At 42.1% G+C, this 18175-nt stretch carries 7 protein-coding genes; all 7 read right to left on the minus strand.

Annotated elements, in window-relative coordinates; translation table 11 throughout:
* Nucleotides 1-54: 54 nt before the first annotated feature.
* The 7 genes from spoIVA to pgeF all read right to left on the minus strand — a co-directional run bounded on the left by spoIVA (nt 55) and on the right by pgeF (nt 18163).
* Nucleotides 55-1521, minus strand: a complete 1467-nt coding sequence (spoIVA, locus tag DXB91_RS00325) for a stage IV sporulation protein A (RefSeq protein ID WP_015534976.1) — start codon at nt 1519-1521, stop codon at nt 55-57.
* 174 nt (nt 1522-1695) lie between these two features.
* The gene (locus tag DXB91_RS14520) at nt 1696-12351 is read right to left on the minus strand and encodes a Cna B-type domain-containing protein (protein ID WP_118016549.1); all 10656 of its coding nucleotides are present in this window, start codon (nt 12349-12351) and stop codon (nt 1696-1698) included.
* Nucleotides 12352-12568: 217 nt separating this feature from the next.
* Nucleotides 12569-13558 (minus strand): NAD(P)H-dependent glycerol-3-phosphate dehydrogenase, encoded by a 990-nt coding sequence (locus DXB91_RS00335; RefSeq protein ID WP_118016550.1) that lies wholly within the window; start codon nt 13556-13558, stop codon nt 12569-12571.
* A gap of 376 nt (nt 13559-13934) precedes the next feature.
* Complete coding sequence (plsY, locus tag DXB91_RS00340) at nt 13935-14594, minus strand: glycerol-3-phosphate 1-O-acyltransferase PlsY (protein WP_117548925.1); 660 nt, start codon at nt 14592-14594, stop codon at nt 13935-13937.
* Nucleotides 14595-14596: 2 nt separating this feature from the next.
* Complete coding sequence (der, locus tag DXB91_RS00345) at nt 14597-15919, minus strand: ribosome biogenesis GTPase Der (protein ID WP_118016551.1); 1323 nt, start codon at nt 15917-15919, stop codon at nt 14597-14599.
* A gap of 25 nt (nt 15920-15944) precedes the next feature.
* Nucleotides 15945-17255 carry a DUF512 domain-containing protein gene (locus tag DXB91_RS00350; protein ID WP_118016552.1) on the minus strand — a complete coding sequence of 437 codons (1311 nt, stop codon included), beginning with the start codon at nt 17253-17255 and terminating at the stop codon, nt 15945-15947.
* A 62-nt stretch (nt 17256-17317) separates the two neighbouring features.
* Nucleotides 17318-18163, minus strand: a complete 846-nt coding sequence (pgeF, locus tag DXB91_RS00355) for a peptidoglycan editing factor PgeF (protein ID WP_243003486.1) — start codon at nt 18161-18163, stop codon at nt 17318-17320.
* Between the last annotated feature and the right edge of the window lie 12 nt (nt 18164-18175).

Here is an 18175-nt window from a genome sequence, read left to right on the forward strand (position 1 = left end):
CATCCACCAGAACACCTTAGACATTTTAACATAGCCTGCCATAAATATGCAATCTTATATTATTATGCACACCATTCCGCCATTTCCGTCATTTACGATCTTCTCCATGGTATTCTGAAGCTTCTGCTGACTCTCCGCACCTATCTTGCTGACCTTGTTGTTAAGTCCATCGTCAACGAGTTGTTCTATGGTCTTGCCAAATATATTAACTCCCCACATATCTCCATCATCGCTGTTGTCAGATATGTATGTGACAAGATCATCCGCCTGCTCCTTGCTTCCCACAAGAGGCATGATCTCGGTGGTGATATTCGCCTTGATCATATGTACCGATGGCGCGCTCGCCGATATCTTCACTCCAAATTTTCCTCCGGTCTTTATAACCTCAGGACTTCCGAGCTGGACATTCGACTTATCCGGCATAACGAGGCCATAACCTCCATTGTTCACCTGCTCAAGCGCTCCCATGACACTCACACAATACTTACGATTATCTGCCATGGATTTGAGCTCAGTGATAAAATCGTACTCGTTTGTTATATCTGCGCCCATCATATCTGACAGCATTGCGTAATAATAATTATCGTAGATATCGACGTTTATATTCACACATCCATCCGCCATATTTATGCTGGAACACTTATATCTCTTGACATATTCATTCTCAGGGTAGTCCATATGATCGATATCCCTCAGGCTGTCTGCAGCCGCCATTATCTGGACTGCATCACATATAACGCTGCTCTTGATCTCATTGTCATCATCGACAACCTCAAGCCATTTCGGTATCTCAAAATATATAGATGTGACAGGGAAGCTCATAAGAAGTTCTGTAAAAATATATGTAATATCCGATTCTCTGAGCTGCTCCACGTTTACCGGAATAACACTTGCACCATATGTATCGCTCATTTCTGCCGAGAGCGCGGCCGTCTGACTGCTGGATGGTTTGTCGGTGTTGAGAAGAATGACAAATGGCTTCCCAATGGCCTTCAGCTCATCAACAGTCTTCTGCTCAGCTTCAAGATAGCTCTCCCTCGGAAGCTCACCAAAGCTGCCATCCGTGGTCACAACAATCCCAACAGTTGAATGGTTATTTATAACCTTGTTTGTGCCTATCTCCGCCGCCTTGGAAAACGGAATGTCATAGTCAAACCACGGCGTTCTCACCATTCTCTCCTTGCCATCCTCAAACTGACCCTCGGCATCCTTGACGACATATCCCACGCAATCGATCATCTTTACCTTCATATCCAGATTGTCAGCAACATTGATTGATACAGCTTCCTTTGGTATAAATTTTGGCTCAGTCGTCATTATGGTCTTTCCTGATGCCGACTGCGGCAGTTCATCCTGTGCAAGCTGCCTGTCATTTTCCCCTGAAATGTTAGGAATAACCATCTGGTTCATAAATCTTTTTATAAATGTGGATTTTCCTGTTCTCACCGGTCCAACTACGCCGATGTATATTTCTCCGTTTGTTCTCGCCTTGATATCCTGATATACCTGATACTCCTCCATACATCCTCCTGACATGCTATTTATTTACATAATTATATTACTGTAAACACAACAGATCTACGGTCATTTTCTATATATAGCATATGAATGTAACTGCTGTTTTATGAACAAAAAAATCCCCCAGAATACCACCATATAAGGTGATATTCCCGGGGGACATGTCACAGCTTTGTATTACTTGCTGCTCTGATTATCTTTTCTCTTTTTAGATGCCACAATAACACCGCATCCGGCAAGACTTATTAAGAGCACAACTGCTATTGGTACAACAGGAGCTCTGTCACCAGTATCCGGCTTGTTCTTGTCCTCTGTTGTTATTTCAGTTGTCTGTGTTGTCTCTGTGGTTTCGGTTGTCTCTGTGGTTTCCGTAGTCTCGGTCGTTGTTGTCTTCTTATCAACCATTGTGATAGTCACTACAATATCCTCACCGGCTGCAACCTTATCATCAGAAACTGTGAACAGTATATCATCAGCCTTGTCATAGCCCGAAGGAGCCTTAACCTCTATGAGTGCATAGATCTTGCCAATTACAAGTACATTGTTGACTTCATGCGCACTGCCATCTGTTACCCACTCATCAATGAGTTTTCCATCAGCATCCTCGAGTCGAAGTGTTGCGCCCTTTACAGGAACACCATCCTCATCTACTTTCTCAAAGCTGTATTTTACTGAAGGTTCAAGCCATGTAATGTTTCCATTCTCATCAACTCTGGCTGTGACTTTACCTGTGTCAGTATTAAAACCACCGTCAAATGATTCAACTGTAATCTTTCCGTTCTCATCTTTCTTGAACTTGATTGATATTGGCTGTTCAGATACATAGTATCCATCCGGCGCCTGTATCTCTCTGATCGTATACTCTGTGCCGATCAAAATACCGTCAAACTTGAGAACTCCGTTGCTGTCTGTTGTAGCCTTAGCGACAAGCTCTTCCTCACCATTCTCGTTCTCCTTGTAGAGTCCGTATACTGAATTTGGAAGCTTTATGCCATTGTTCTCCTCTGCAACCTTCTCTATCTTGAGATCTGTTCTAGGAAGATCATTTATCAGTGTGTTATCCTGAACACCATTTAACACTGCATAAGTGTCAATGTTTGCCTCTGTTACCTCTGCTGTGTAGACTGTGTTATCGATAATATAATCTCCGATAGTCTTACTCTCTTTTACAAGATACGTACCAATCTTAAGATCCTTGAATGTCACAACACCATTTACACTTGTTGCTGTCATTACAGGATTCTCACACTCTGTATCTGTACCCTCATAGAGCGCAAACTCTACACCATCAAGCATTTTTACATCATCAGGGTCTTCAGCACATGACTCCTTATAAAGTCCAGCCTTAGTGAACTTGACAGTGCCAAGCTTGTAGGTATCAACGAACTCTACATCGGCTGTATTTCCACCAATAAGTGTTATTCCGGATGCCTCTGTTCCTTCACCGTCTATTCCATCCACAGTATAGCTGACTGTTACCGCTGCTCCATCATATGCATATGATGTTTCCTCAACTGTATATGTACCATCCGGCACATTTACAAGAGTTATCTCATACTTGCCATTTCCAAGCTTTGCCACCTCAGAGTCTGTAAGCTTTATGATCTTACTGTAGCCTGCATTGTTTGTAACATTGAACGTTACATTTGCCGCTGCATCATCTGCTGTAATATCTCCATTTATGGTCTTGGTAAGTTTTATAACATTTGGCTTGTATGTGTTTGTTATGTCATATCCAGTAACAGATGCCTTGTATCCCGAAACAGCATTCTCTGATACAGAATACTTGATCAGGGTTCCATTATCTTTGTACTTTGGTAAATCTGTAAAGCTGTAATTCCAATCAGTATCTGCTGTAACCACGAGGCTCTTTATAACAGTACCATCTGCAAGAAGCTTAACTGTTATTGAATCTGGTCTCTGACCATCGTGATCATCGTCATCAACCCACGTCTTAGTGCCTGATACATTGATCGTCTCAGGTGTGTGCTGATTGTCAACCACATATCCATCAGCTGCATTTCCTGTTATGACTGTTGTGTAACCATCTATAGTTGTAGTCTCCTCAACTGTGTAGTCGATGGTCTGTCCATTTTTCTTCTCGTCAAGAGCATTCCATGTATGTGTCCAGTTATTTGCCTTGCTGAGCGTTACCCCAGAGCCAGCTACAACCTGTCCATCAGCCAGAAGACGAACCATTACGCTAGGTGTTCTCTTGCCGTCCTGGTTATCATTATCACTCCACTTCTTTGTAACTGATACACTTGTCTTTCCCGGTGTGTAACTGTTCGTGATATTATAACCTGTAACCTCACCTGTATATTCTGGTACATCAACCTCAGATACAGAATACTTGATCTGAATTCCACCATCTCTATACTTTGGAAGATTTGTAAAACTATACTCCCAATTTTCTGCCTCGGTTACCGTCTTTGTAGCATATACGCTGCCATCTGCAAGAAGGTTTACCTTGATATTTCCAGGTCTCTTGCCATCCTGATCGTCCGCATCATCCCATGTCTTGCTGCCGCTCACTGATGTCGTCTCTGGTGTATAGCTGTTCTTTATTGTGAATCCTGTCTCAGCATCGCCTGTGACTGTGGTTGTATATCCATCAATTGCGGTTATCTCTCTTACACTGTAGACGATATTCACACCGCTCTTCTTGACATCAAGTCCTGCCCATGTATATGTCCAGTTGTTGTCAGCACTGAGAGTTGTTTCTGATCCAGCGACAGGAGTTCCATCAGCAAGAAGTTCAACCTTTACTGAACTCTCTCTCTTGCCGTCCTGATTGTCGGCATCATCCCAAGCCTTTGTAACTGATACACTTGTCTTTCCTGGTGTGTAACTGTTCGTGATATCATATCCATTTACAAGTGTCTGATAATCCTCAACAGCATTTTCTGTGATACCGTATGTGATCTCGTTGCCACCTGCGTACTTTGGAAGATCTGTAAAGCTGTACTTCCAGCCGTTCGCAGCTGTAACTTCCTTATCAGCCACCTTCACTCCGTTTGCAAGAAGATTTACTGTGATCTTTCCTGGTCTCTTACCATCCTGATCATTTGCATCATTCCATATCTTCTTACCACTTATTGAAGTTGTCTCTGGTGTGTAACTGTTCTTGATGATATAACCGGTCTTCGCAGATCCTGTGATAACTGTTGCATATCCTTCAACCGATGTAATCTCTTCAACAGTATATTCAATAGGTGATCCATTCTTGTTGATATCAAGATCACTCCATGTATGACTCCAGTTGTTGGCATCACTGAGATCCACCTCAGAATCTGCAACTACGTTTCCGTCGGCAAGAAGTCTTACTTTTATATTTCTAGCTCTCTTGCCATCCTGGTTATCAGCATCATCCCAGGTCTTTGTAACTGATACACTTGTCTTTCCTGGCGTATAACTGTTCGTGATATCATATCCGTTGACAAGTGTCTGATAGTCCTCAACAGTATCCTCTGTGATGGTGTACGTGATTTTATTGCCATTTTTGTACTTTGGAAGATCCGTGAAATTGTACTTCCAACCATCTGCCTCAGTTACTTCCTTCGTAGCATATATGTCTCCATCTGCAAGAAGATTTACCGTAATCTTTCCTGGTCTCTTGCCATCCTGATCGTTTGCATCGTTCCAGGTCTTTGTTCCTTCTATATTGATCGTTTCAGGCGTGTGACTATTGGTAAATGTATATCCGTTTTCTGCGTCTCCTGTCACAGCTGTAGTGTATTCGGAAACAGCATCCTCAGTTACTTCGTATGTTATCTCTGATCCATCTGCATATTTAGGAAGGTCTGTAAAACTAAACTTCCAGTCATTTGCTGCTGTGACTTCAAGACTCTTGATCTTTGTTCCGTTTGCAATCAGGTTGACTGTGATACTTGGAGGTCTGATACCATCCTGATTCTCACCGTCGTCCCAGATCTTAACGCCCTTTACTGATGTCGTCTCTGGTGTGTAGCTGTTCGTAACTGTGTATCCTGTTGTCATATCTCCGGTTATCACTGGAGTATATCCTTCAGTAATATCTGTTTCTTCTACAGTGTAAGCTATCGCAGCTCCATCCTTGTTCACGTCAAGATCTGTCCATGTATGTGTCCAGTTGTTATCTGCTTTTAATATAGTCTCTGAGCCATCTACTGCTATTCCGTTCGCAAGCAGCTGAACCTTTACACTCGTAGGTCTCTTTCTGTCCTGATTGTTTGCATCATCCCAGCTCTTTGTGACTGATACACTTGTCTTTGCCGGTGTATATGTGTTTGTAATATTATATCCGTCTATTACGGTTGCATAATCACCGACCGCATCCTCTGTGATGGTATAAATGATCTTGTTGCCACCACTATACTTTGGAAGATCTTTGAAACTATACTTCCAGTCTTCTTCAGCTGTAACAGTCTTTGTCTTGTATAACTGACCATCCGCAAGAAGATTTACAGTGATGCTCTCAGGTCTCTTTCTATCCTGATTGTTTGCATCATCCCAGGTCTTTGTACCAGCTATATTGATGGTCTCTGGTATGTAGCTGTTTGTTATGACAAATCCTGTCTTGGCATCACCCGTGACCTTCTTCGTATATCCGGTCACTGTGGTGGTCTCATCTACTGTATAACCTATAGCCGTACCGTTCTTATAAACTGCAAGATCTTTCCATGTATACGTCCAGTTGTTGTCCTCTTTAAGAGTTACCTCTGAGCCGGCAACCTCTGTGCCATCAGCAAATAATTTGACAGTGATTTCTTTTGCCCTCTTGCCGTCCTGATTTCCAGCGTCATCCCAGATCTTCGTGACATTGACATCTGTAGTCTCTGGAACATGTGTGTTTGTAATATCATAACCATTTGGAGCTGCTGTATATCCCTCCACACTGTCCTCTGTGATGGTATACTTTATCTCCTGACCATTGCTGTACTTTGGAAGACCTGTAAAGCTGTACTTCCAACCTTCTGCCTCTGTAACAGACTTTGTCTTGTAAGTCTGACCATTTGCAAGGAGATTTACTGTGATGCTCTTAGGTCTCTTACCATCCTGATCATTTGCATCATTCCAGGTCTTTATTCCATCGATATCTATCGTCTCAGGTGTATGACTATTGGTAACAGTGAAACCTGTCTTGACATCTCCTGTAACTTCAGCCTTATATCCTGGCACATTGCTTGTCTCTTCAACAGTATATGTTATATCCTTACCGCCGGACTTAAGTGGAATATCGTTCCATGTGTTTGTCCAGTTGTTATCGGCATTCAGTGTTACTTCTGAATCTGCAACATCTGATCCATCAGCAAGGAGCTTGACCTTAACACTGGTTTCTCTCTTGCCATCCTGATTATTGTTATCATCCCAAACCTTTGTCACTGAAATGCTTGTCTTACCAGGTGTGTAGCTGTTGGTGATGTTATATCCATCTATCAAAGTTGTATAATCTTTAACAGCATCCTCTGTTATTGTATACATGATCTCTGATCCGTTGTCATACTTAGGAAGATCTGTGAAACTGTACTTCCAGTTATCATTCTTTGAAACCTTCTTTGAAGCAACCTCATTGCCATTTGCAAGAAGTCTTACTGTGATCTCTGGAGCTCTCTTTCCGTCTTGGTTATCTGCATCATTCCATGTCTTTGTTCCGCTGATATCAATTGTCTCAGGTGTATGACTGTTGGTGATGACAAATCCAGTCTTCACGTCGCCGGTTATCTTGGTATCATAACCCGCAACCGCATCCTCTGTGACAGTGTAAGCTATCTCGTCGCCATTATCATCGTACTTTGGAAGATCATCAAAGCTGAAATCCCAGTTACCTGACGCATCAGGGGTAACCGTCTTACTTGCGACCTCAGTCGTTCCATTCATAAGACGGACTTTAATATCCTCAGCTCTCTTGCCATCCTGATTATTATTGTCATCCCAAACCTTGGTTCCACTTACCGTGATAAATGCCTTGTATTCATTCGCCACAGTCACAAGTGATGATGACGATGATGAAATAACAACATCCGCAGCCGTATTGCCTGTTGATGAACCTACAGTATATGTAACTTTATGTGTATATCCATCAAACGCTGCACTTGTCTCTGTTACAGTGTATTTTCCATATGGAGCATTATTGATAACGTAGCTTCCTAAGTAAAACTGATCATATGTTACAGTTGTAGGTCCCTTGTATCCCTCAGGGCCTGATATTGTAAATGTGATCTGCTTCTTCTGTGCTTCTGTGAGCTTTGTATCATCGAGATCTCCGCTGAAGAACTTCGTGATAACAAGGCTTCCAACATTCAGCTTGTTTGTGATCGTTGCAGCGGTAACTACATCGTTCTCATCCTTTGTGAGCTGAACATCGCTTGTATATCCTTCTACGTCATCCTCAACTACAGTGTAGTTGATAAGATTGCCATCGGCATCCTTCTTATCAAGGTTTGTAAATGTTCCACTCCAGTTATTTGAATCATTGAGTGTAAGTGTCTTGTCAACAATCTTTGTTATATTGCCCGCCGCATCCTCTGTGGCAAGTGTAACTTTGATGTTCTTTGGTCTTGCTGACAGAATGTTGTCGCTGTCATCCCACTTCTTGGTTACAGGAATATCGATCGTCTCATTTGTCACCTTTGTGTTGGTGTTCGTGATGGTAATCGTTCCGGTTGCTGTTCCATTATTACTTATTGTGACCTGGTAATCAGCATTATCGAAATCCTCTTCTGCAAAGTAGTAGAGGTAGTTGCCATTTGCATCAGCTACATCAAGCTCTATCTCATCGCTTGTCCACTTATTTGCACTATTTAAGGTAATTGTCTTTACAACAGGATCTGTATTCTTGTCGTAACTTGATGGATTAGTTGATGCATAGATCTTAACTGTTATGCTGTCAACCGGAATATCCTTCAGTGTTCCACCTGCGGCATCCTTCCATACCTTTTTAACAGTTATCTTTCTGTTCTCAGGAGTGTTATCTACTGGCAGTGTATAATCCTGTGAACCTTTGCTGTCAAGGACTATGTCTGAAATAGAATCAGTTGTCACCTCAGCAGGTTTCGGTCCTGTCAGGCTGGATGAGATATTGTTCTCATATATGTATATAGGATCTGTGAGCTTCTTATAACCCTCAGGTGCTTCCACCTCTATAAGCTTGTAATAGTAATTATAATACAAACTTGATAATGTAAGTCTTCCCTGTTCGTTAGTTACTCTTTCCTCATCGCTTCCAGGTACCATGAGATTCCAGTTAGTGTCTGCACTGTTGTTTGGATCACCATATCTGTAAAGCTCAAACTTCGCACCAGCAAGCTTGATTCCTGTCATTATAGAGTCAGTTTTTATTATCGAAAGATTAAACTGCTCTGTATCAGTTCCCATTGATGAATCCTGATCATTGATGTTCGTGTCCGTCGATGACGAATCTGCCGAACTTGTAGATCCAAGAATACCAACGCTGTTCTTAACATCCGCTGTAAGCTTACCTGTATATACAAGAGTATATGTATACTTCAGGATAAACTTTGTCTCATCCGGCATGGTGAGTGTCAGTGTAGACATCTTAGCTGTCGTATCATCTGCATATGTATAGCTGTATTTGTACGCCGGAACTTCAGCGCCTGTATCTGCGTACAGAAGCTTAAGCGAACCATCCTTGATAAATACTCTCTTTACTGCAGCCGCATTGCTGTAGTCATACTTGTCAACTACAGTTATGGATCCTGTATTGCCTAGAGCCTCACCCTTCTCATTGATATACACAGTATATTCAATACTGTTGGTGTCATTATCATAGTTTCCTGCAGTTTTGGTAATATTCGGTCCAGTCACAGTAACTTTTGCGCTGTCATCCTTGGTCTTAGTTGAACCGTCGGTTCTGACAACTGTTGCCGAACAATTGTTGGTGAATTCCACGTCACTGCCACCGACAACGGATGATATATCCTTTGTGACCTTGACTGCATAGTAGACAACAACCTTGACATTTTTGCCATAAAACTGAAGTGACTTTATGTCAAAACTGATACTGTTGCTTGCCACATTAAAGTTTTCTACAAAACTAGATGCGCCTGTCTGAGGTCTAGTCTTATTGTCTGAGTAATAAGACACAAAATATATTCCGTCCTGACCAACAGTCTCTCCAACCCCCTCTGGGAGCATATCTTTCTTGAGGTATGTGGTATCAAGCTCAGTTCCTGCAGGAAATGTATCTGTAAAGGAAAGTCTGTCTCCATCTCCATACGCAAAGTCACCGTTGAGAACTACCTTATATACGAACACATTGTTGGCCTTGTCATATCCGACAATACTCTCCTTCTCGTCAGCGCCATTGGTATAGCTGTACTTCTCTACTATAGAACCCTGGGGTATTCCAGATACAGGATGTGAATCCTGTGATGTCTTGGATGAACCATCAATAGTAAGAGTACCCTTATTGACTGCCGTATACTTGCTGTCAGACTTTACTGTCGTATTATATGTGATAACATAATCTATCGGGTTCTCCTCTGTACCTGTTATATCTCTGAGGAATTCTATTGTATATCCCATTATGTAGTTGTCAGATGATGCTGGAACATCTGCAACACTGTCAACAGTTGCAAACTTTGGCCCCCATACATTTGAGAAGTCAGCGTATGTTACCTTTACCTTGTAGTCAACTTCCTCTGTGAGGCCAGCTATTGTAAGTCCGTTTATCTGATCTGCCGTAAAGTAATGCTTTGGAAGTGCTCCATTATCATATGTTACAGAGTCAGTATATGTATCATTCGCATTGAGCTTGTCAACGCCAGATATTGTAGACTTCCATGCAAGGGTATATGTATCATCGTTCTCCGTCTCTGATACGAATTCCTTCTTTATTGAATCACCGGCCACCTCTACAGTCGCCTTGGCGCTGTCCGTAACTCCGTTCTTCTCTATTGTCGCTACATTCTTATAAACATCAGTCAGCTTATCAAGCTTGGATGAATCTGTTGTGTAGATGAACACGATCTTGGATTTGTTCTCTGTCACCTCAACCCTTGAAGTTCCATCCGTCAAATAAAGTTTACCATTCTCTTCCACAAAGCTTGCAGGAAGATTGATAGTGGTTGACACAGCTGTGTCATTTATGGATACACTGCACGTCTTTTCGTCTGTGAGCTCTGCTCCGTTCTTTGTGAGTATATCCGATACTGACATTCCTGTCAGATTCTTCTTCTTATCCGCATTCACGGTTACTGTCCATGTTATGGTTGACTTGTCACCTGACAGTGAACCGGTCTTACTTATGGATGCTGTAGACTTGCCGGCATTGTACCATGTACTGCTGTCGTTATCAGTATGCTCGTCATGTGAATCATCTGACACGTCTACACCATTCTTATTGTGTACATTTATGATTCCGATGTCATCGGCAATATCTGAGACAACAACTTCGTATGTGATCTCATACTGTGAATTAGCGTCAAGCTTCGGAAGATTTCCCTTTATAACTGTGTCACCGTTTCCTATGGTTCCTGTCGCAGGAGTCACATATCCATTTGATGTGACATCTGTGTACTGACCATTGCTGTCCTTGAGCTTGCATGTAACATTCTGTACTGTTCTCTTGGCATCAGATCCAAGTTTTGAGTCAAGTTCATTTGCAAGAATATCATCGAGTGTAATATCACCATCGCTTCCATACTCAGAACTTACTATAACCTTGTACTTGTAAACTATCTTGTGATCGTCAGGATAATTGCTCACACCATCTGAGGATTTTGTAACCTTGAGATCTGTGGCACCGTCCTTCACATATTTGTAGCCCTTGTTGGTCTGATCCTTATCATCAACCTTTGAATTCTTAGCCTCCGCGATATTGCTCTGGTTCAGATTGATCACGTCCTGAGAAAGATCATCGACTTTACTCTTTACTGTATAGGTTATCTTATATGACTCCTTTGCACCGAGTGCAGGAAGAGTTCCTTCTATAGTAGAGGTACTACTGTTATATGTGAGTGACGAGCTGCAGTCTGTGTTGTCAGACTTGATCACCTTTATATCTGTAACTTCAGGTGTGACACCTGCTATGTCGTTGGCTATAACATCACTAAAGTTCAGATCCTCACTGGCACTTCCATGATTGGATGAAACTTCTACGGTATAGTCAAAGTATACATATCCATCCTTAGGATCTGTAACTCTACCCTCGGATGCGGTCTTCTTCACATCCACATCAGGCTTGAAATCCACATCCACAGTCACAATCACAGTGCTTGTGAATTTGTTCTCGACCTGGTTTTTCTCATTGTACTTTGTGAGATCCATATCGATCCACGCCTTGAAGAAAGCCTTGAGCTGGGCTCCCCCCTTGAGTGCTGTATGATCGATAGTCGCAGTAAGGACTCCGTTCACAACTGAATACGAACCGATCTTGTTACCACTTCCATCAGTTATATCCTTATTCAGAATATCGGAATTAAACTTTATGGTATCCGGCATCGTATAAGTAAATGTTGCATCTTCACCAGACTCCAATATGCTATTAACAACATCTTCCGGGAACACTATATCCATAGACATCTGGATATCTACACCGGCTTTTGTAGGATCATTTGGATCTACAGGAAGCGGCGTTGTGGACGGTCTGGAACTGCTACCATATATATTACCTGCTTTATCAGCAATCGTAGCTCCAGTAATATAATCTTCAAGATTTCCGGTTACTGCTGCACTCGACAGCATTGCTATCGAATCAGTAGCCGTGGCGTATGCGTCTCCCCCTCTCGTCTCGGCCGCATTGGACCAACTATAATTAGAAGGCGAAATCAACGTAGTTATCATAACTACCGCCAGCAGCAGTGCTATAAGCTTTTTCGTAGTTTTTGCCATTGTAATACCTCTTTTCTAATTATTTTTCGACTTACACACTTGCTTTAAATTTATCATAACACATGGTAATTGTAAACAGTTTGTGAACAAAAAGAACAGTTTTCTGTTGCTTTTTTGTTCACATTTACTTTATCGTTTAATTATTAGGTGATTTTGTACTACTATTCTTCGGCAGCATAATCTATCGAAATATATCAAACATATAAAATATAATCGATTACAATTCACTCTTTCTGTCTCTGTTGAGAAGCTCTGTGAGAGCCTCTTTTGCCGTCATGCCATTAAATAATACGTTATTGACTGCTTCAACGATAGGCATCTCAACCCCATGCTCCCTGGCAAGTGCCAGTGTTGCCTTGGCAGAATAAACACCCTCAACAACCATCTTGACCTCCGCCATAGCTTCCTCATAGGTCTTACCCTGACCGATGAGATAACCGGCATTCCTGTTACGGCTGTGCTTGGATGTACATGTAACTATAAGATCTCCCATTCCTGAAAGTCCTGACAGCGTCTTGACATCTGCGCCCATGGCAAGTCCAAGTCTCATGATCTCCGCCATTCCTCTGGTCATAAGAGCAGCCTTCGTGTTGTCGCCAAGTCCAAGTCCATCTGATATTCCGGCTGCCAGAGCTATTACATTTTTCACTGAACCACCCAGCTCAATACCAGTCACATCAGTGCTTGTATATACCCTGAAATAATCGTTCATAAATGCGTTCTGGATCGTCTTTGCAATCTCTATATCACGGGCACCGGCAACTACCGTTGTAGGTATTTCGCGGCCTACTTCCTCTGCATGTGACGGACCCGAAAGGACAGCCACCTTAGCCTGTGGAATTTCTTCCTCAATGATCTCCACGAGAGCCTTGAGTGTGGACTCTTCTATTCCCTTGCTGACATTCACGATAAGCTGTCCGTCGCTCACCTTGTCAGCGATGCTCTTTGCTGTGCTTCTGACAAACGGAGAAGGCACTGCGCACACTATCATATCCTGACCAATAACAGCCTTTGACGCATCTGTTGTATATTCAATACTGTTGCTAAGTATAACGCCCGGAAGTCTGTCTCTCTGCTCATGAAATTCCTTGAGCATGGCAACCTCTCTCTCATCTATAGACCACACTATAACCTCGTGTCCATTTCCTGCCAGCAGATTAGCAAGTGCAGAACCCCATCCACCTGCTCCGAGAACACCTATTTTCATCGTAAAATACCTCCAAAATATTTATATTTCTTTTTTCAATCCTTGAATCATTTTTTTCTATTTTAACTTTTTTTCATCATTTAATCCAGTCTATAGTGACAATACATGGATGTTTTTGCAAATTTTTACTGTATTTTTAGATTTTGGGCTAGTTATGTAAACTCACATTATTCTAATCAACAGTTTTTAATACACATTTCACTGCGTATAAATATCACATAACCATAATCTCGGTTTTATGTATACTCATTATGTTATCTGATTTTGTTTTATCCAGACATCTATAAAACGTTGCTCACTACAAAAAAACCCCCTCCTTCCTGGTTTATCCAGTAAGTAGGGGATTCAATAACTCTCTATTCGCTTCCGCTTTCCATCAAGCCTTCTTAGAACCAAACGACAACTTATTCTCCGTTCCCGCTATCAGTCTCTTGATATTCTGCCAATGTCTTATCACGGCCATTCCGGCTATGATTCCCGCCATGATTATTCCTTCGATCATTTTGGCATTCGATGTGAAATTATAATCTCCATGAATTGCAAATACTGTGTATAATATGAAGAATCCGATCATGATCGTAAGTGATCCAACCGATACATATCTTGTTATCACAACACTTATAATGAACGCTGCAAGGAGTATCACTACCAATCTCCAGTCCCACAGACCTACTATCATTCCGCCGCTGGCAGCAATTCCCTTGCCGCCCTTGAACTGCATATAGAATGGGAAGTTATGACCAAGCACAACTCCAAGTCCTGTATACAGTACGAACATGTATGCATCACCTATACCTAACTGGCCAAGTATGATATGTGTCAGTGAGCAGGCGATTATTCCTTTGAGGAAGTCCCCCAGGAAAACTATCAGTCCAGCTTTCTTTCCAAGAACTCTCAGTGCATTTGTCGTTCCCGCATTTCCACTTCCATACTTTCTTATATCAACACCTTTTATCCTGCCGTAAATATACGCTGTCTGAATGAGTCCTACTCCATAGCCCCCAACCAGACATATAGCTCTAATCAACATCTCCATGACTACTTCTCTTTCCTCTCCCTGATTATGAATTTTAGAGGTGTACCTCTGAATCCAAAGGATTCTCTTATCCTGTTCTCTATATAACGTGTATATGAGAAATGCATAAGCTCCTTGTCATTTACAAATATGACAAATGTAGGAGGTTTAACTGACACCTGGGTAATATAATAGAGTTTAAGTCTCTTACCCTTATCTGATGGTGGCTGCTGCATAGCAACCGCCTCACTCATAATCTCATTCAGAACACCAGTAGCTATGCGGAGTGAATGATTCTCTATAACAGCATCTATGGTCTCGAACAGCTTTGGAAGTCTCTGTCCGGTCTGGGCTGATATGAAGAGCAGCTCCGCATACGGCATGTATGAAAGCTTGTTTCTGATCTCCTCTGTAAACTTATATATGGTCTTGTCATTCTTCTCGATGGCATCCCATTTGTTCACAGCTATTATCATTCCCTTGCCACGATCATGTGCGATTCCCGCGATCTTGGCATCCTGATCGGTTATTCCCTCCGTTGAGTCTATTACGAGGACTGCAACATTACATCTCTCAACCGCTGATACTGTTCTTATGATACTGTATCTCTCTATATCCTCTTTAATCTTGCTCTTTCGTCTGAGTCCCGCTGTGTCTATGAATACATATTCTCTGCCATTTCTGACGATCTCTGTATCCACGGCATCTCTTGTGGTTCCGGCTATATCTGATACAATAACCCTGTCCTCACCGAGAAGCTTATTAATTATAGAAGATTTTCCTACGTTTGGCTTTCCTATGATGGCGATTCTAGGTCTCTCATCCTCCGTGTCATCCTTTGCAGACTCATTGAAGTGTGATACCACCTCATCGAGCATATCTCCTATTCCAAGTCTGGATGAACCTGATATAGGATGTGGATCTCCAAGTCCAAGATTATAGAACTCATACACATCCGGCATGAACTTTTCAAAGCTGTCTACCTTGTTGACAACGAGAACTATAGGTTTCTTGGATCTTCTGAGCATATCGGCAACCTTGGCATCATCATCAACCATTCCCTGTCTGACATCCGTCATGAACAGGATGACGTCCGCTGTCTCTATGGCTATCTCTGCCTGTTCTCTCATGCTCTTAAGTATAATATTGTCTGACTCCGGCTCAATTCCTCCTGTGTCTATCAGAGTGAAATTGTAATCCAGCCAGTTGATATCAGCATAAATTCTGTCTCGCGTAACTCCCGGTGTATCCTGAACTATGGATATCTTTTCTCCGGCAAGCACATTGAACAGAGTTGATTTACCTACATTGGGTCTGCCCACTATGGCAACTATAGGTTTACTCATTCTATCTTCCTCCATATATAATTAATTACATATCATCGCCAATTACTGCATGAATAAAATCAGCACCACTTGATTCTACAATACAAACATCGACTTGTAAAGCATCTGTGAGCTCTGCAAGCGTCACATCATCAAGGAATTTTGGCTCATCCGCCATAAGAGTATTGGAAGGCAGTATAAGACGCTGCCCAAGAGGTTTTCCTGTGAGCTGCTTTCTTATATCTCCACCCGTAAGCAATCCTGTCACGGTTATTCTGTGTCCAAAAAAATCATTAATGATCTTATACAGATGCACCTTCACATTAGGAAACTTCTCAGGGATCCTGTTAGCAAGGAGCTTTATGGAATCATATACGAGCACTCCAGTAACCATGGACACCTCATACTCTCTGTCATCGCCCTCTACGCAGCTCCACTCTTCATCAAACTCATCCATGAGCAGTCTCACCATGCCCACACCATTTTCAAGCTGGATAAAGCCATCATACCTGTCAGCCTCAGGGAAATCCCTGCCAGCATTTATATACCATTCATCACTTGCCTGGACAAAATGTGTGCCATGCTTTTCAAATGCCTTTTTCTGAAAATGTTCTATTATATCAATAACCTCGCAGGCATCCTCTCTGTTGAACGGTTCTAGATGGAACAAGCCATCTCTGTAATCTGACAAACCGACAGGAACCACGGACAAGCTCTCCATAACAGGAACAAACTCCATAAGATCAGAGATCGTACGCCACAATTCCTCCCCATCATTTATCCCCTTGCACAGAACTATCTGTCCATTCATAGGAATACCAGCTTCATAAAATTTCCTTATATAGTCAAGTATGGCACCAGCAAATCTGTTGTTCAGCATACTGCAGCGCAGCTTGGGATTGGTAGTGTGCACCGATATATTTATCGGAGCAAGGTGATAATTGATTATTCTGTCAATATCCTTTTCCTTCATATTAGTAAGGGTAATATAATTTCCCTGAAGAAATGACAGTCTGGAATCATCGTCCTTGAAATATATAGTGTCTCTCATACCTTTCGGGTTCTGATCGATAAAGCAGAATATGCACTTGTTATAGCAAGACTTGTAATTATCCATCAGGGAATTTTCAAAAACAATCCCTAGATCCTCGTCATAATCCTTATCTATCTCCAGAAGCCACTCCTCGCCGTCAGACTTTCTCACGAGAAGTTCTATATATTCGTCATTTATGAGATACTGATAGTCAAATATATCCTCTATAGGATGGTCATTGACCGCCAGAATATTATCTCCCGGTTTGATCTCCATCTCCTGGGCTATACTTCCCTCAAGTATTTCCTTTACAATATGTTCCATAATTTCCTCTTTTATATTAATTGTCTACGGATCAAAAGCTGCAGCAAATGAATAACGCCCTATCATTCAGGGAGCATGATCACCGCCGCAAGATTACCCCGCAGGCCTTTGCTCGCCCTGTGTGAAAAAAGCCATTCGCTGTTACAGCATGTACATATATTTGTCACGTCAATATTCTCAGGTTTTACACCTGAATCAACAAGATTGTAATAGTTGGCCTTGTGGAGATCAAGCAGATATTTGCCATTACCCTTGCTAAATACGATCTGAGCCGCCTCTGCTTCCGTATATGCCGCCATAAAGCGTTCAGCTACATCTTCACTCACCTCATAGCAATTCTTGCATATAGAAGGTCCTATGGCGCAAATGAGATTCTCTGGAGATGTTCCATATTCAGACTTCAATCTGTTTATCATATGTCCGCTTATCTTGCTGACGGTTCCCTTCCACCCGGAGTGATTCGCCGCAACAACCTTTTTCACCGGATCATAGAACAATACAGGGACACAGTCCGCATAAAATGTCATAAGTGGTATTCCCGGAACATCCGTCATAAGTCCATCGATCTCCAGAATATCCGACTCTCTGATTATTCCCTTTCCGGCATCCTTCTCTGTAACTTTATATATGTCTGTCTTATGCACCTGATCTGAGAACACAAGCTTTTCGTGATCATACCCCACTGCAGTGGCAAATCTGCGGTGATTCTCCATTACCAGATCCGCATCATCGCCTCTGTGGAAGCTCAGGTTCATGGAACCCAGATATCCCTCACTCACTCCGCCGATCCTGGTGGAGAATGCATTTACAACTCCGGCTCTGTCCAATTTGTCAAATGATATATAATCCACGCCATCCACCGTGTGGACATGTGTTGAATTGTCTTTCCTAATATACTTTATATCCATATCCGCCATCCT

It is taken from the genome of Coprococcus sp. OM06-34AC (assembly GCF_003462545.1).
Classification (GTDB): Bacteria; Bacillota; Clostridia; order Lachnospirales; family Lachnospiraceae; genus Coprococcus; species Coprococcus aceti.

Excerpts from the sequence above, each read along its gene's own strand:
- plsY (WP_117548925.1), bottom strand. The coding sequence starts at position 14,594 with ATGGAGATGTTGATTAGAGCTATATGTCTGGTTGGGGGCTATGGAGTA.
- DXB91_RS00335 (WP_118016550.1), bottom strand. The coding sequence starts at position 13,558 with ATGAAAATAGGTGTTCTCGGAGCAGGTGGATGGGGTTCTGCACTTGCT.
- pgeF (WP_243003486.1), bottom strand. The coding sequence starts at position 18,163 with ATGGATATAAAGTATATTAGGAAAGACAATTCAACACATGTCCACACG.
- der (WP_118016551.1), bottom strand. The coding sequence starts at position 15,919 with ATGAGTAAACCTATAGTTGCCATAGTGGGCAGACCCAATGTAGGTAAA.
- DXB91_RS00350 (WP_118016552.1), bottom strand. The coding sequence starts at position 17,255 with ATGGAACATATTGTAAAGGAAATACTTGAGGGAAGTATAGCCCAGGAG.
- spoIVA (WP_015534976.1), bottom strand. The coding sequence starts at position 1,521 with ATGGAGGAGTATCAGGTATATCAGGATATCAAGGCGAGAACAAACGGA.
- DXB91_RS14520 (WP_118016549.1), bottom strand. The coding sequence starts at position 12,351 with ATGGCAAAAACTACGAAAAAGCTTATAGCACTGCTGCTGGCGGTAGTT.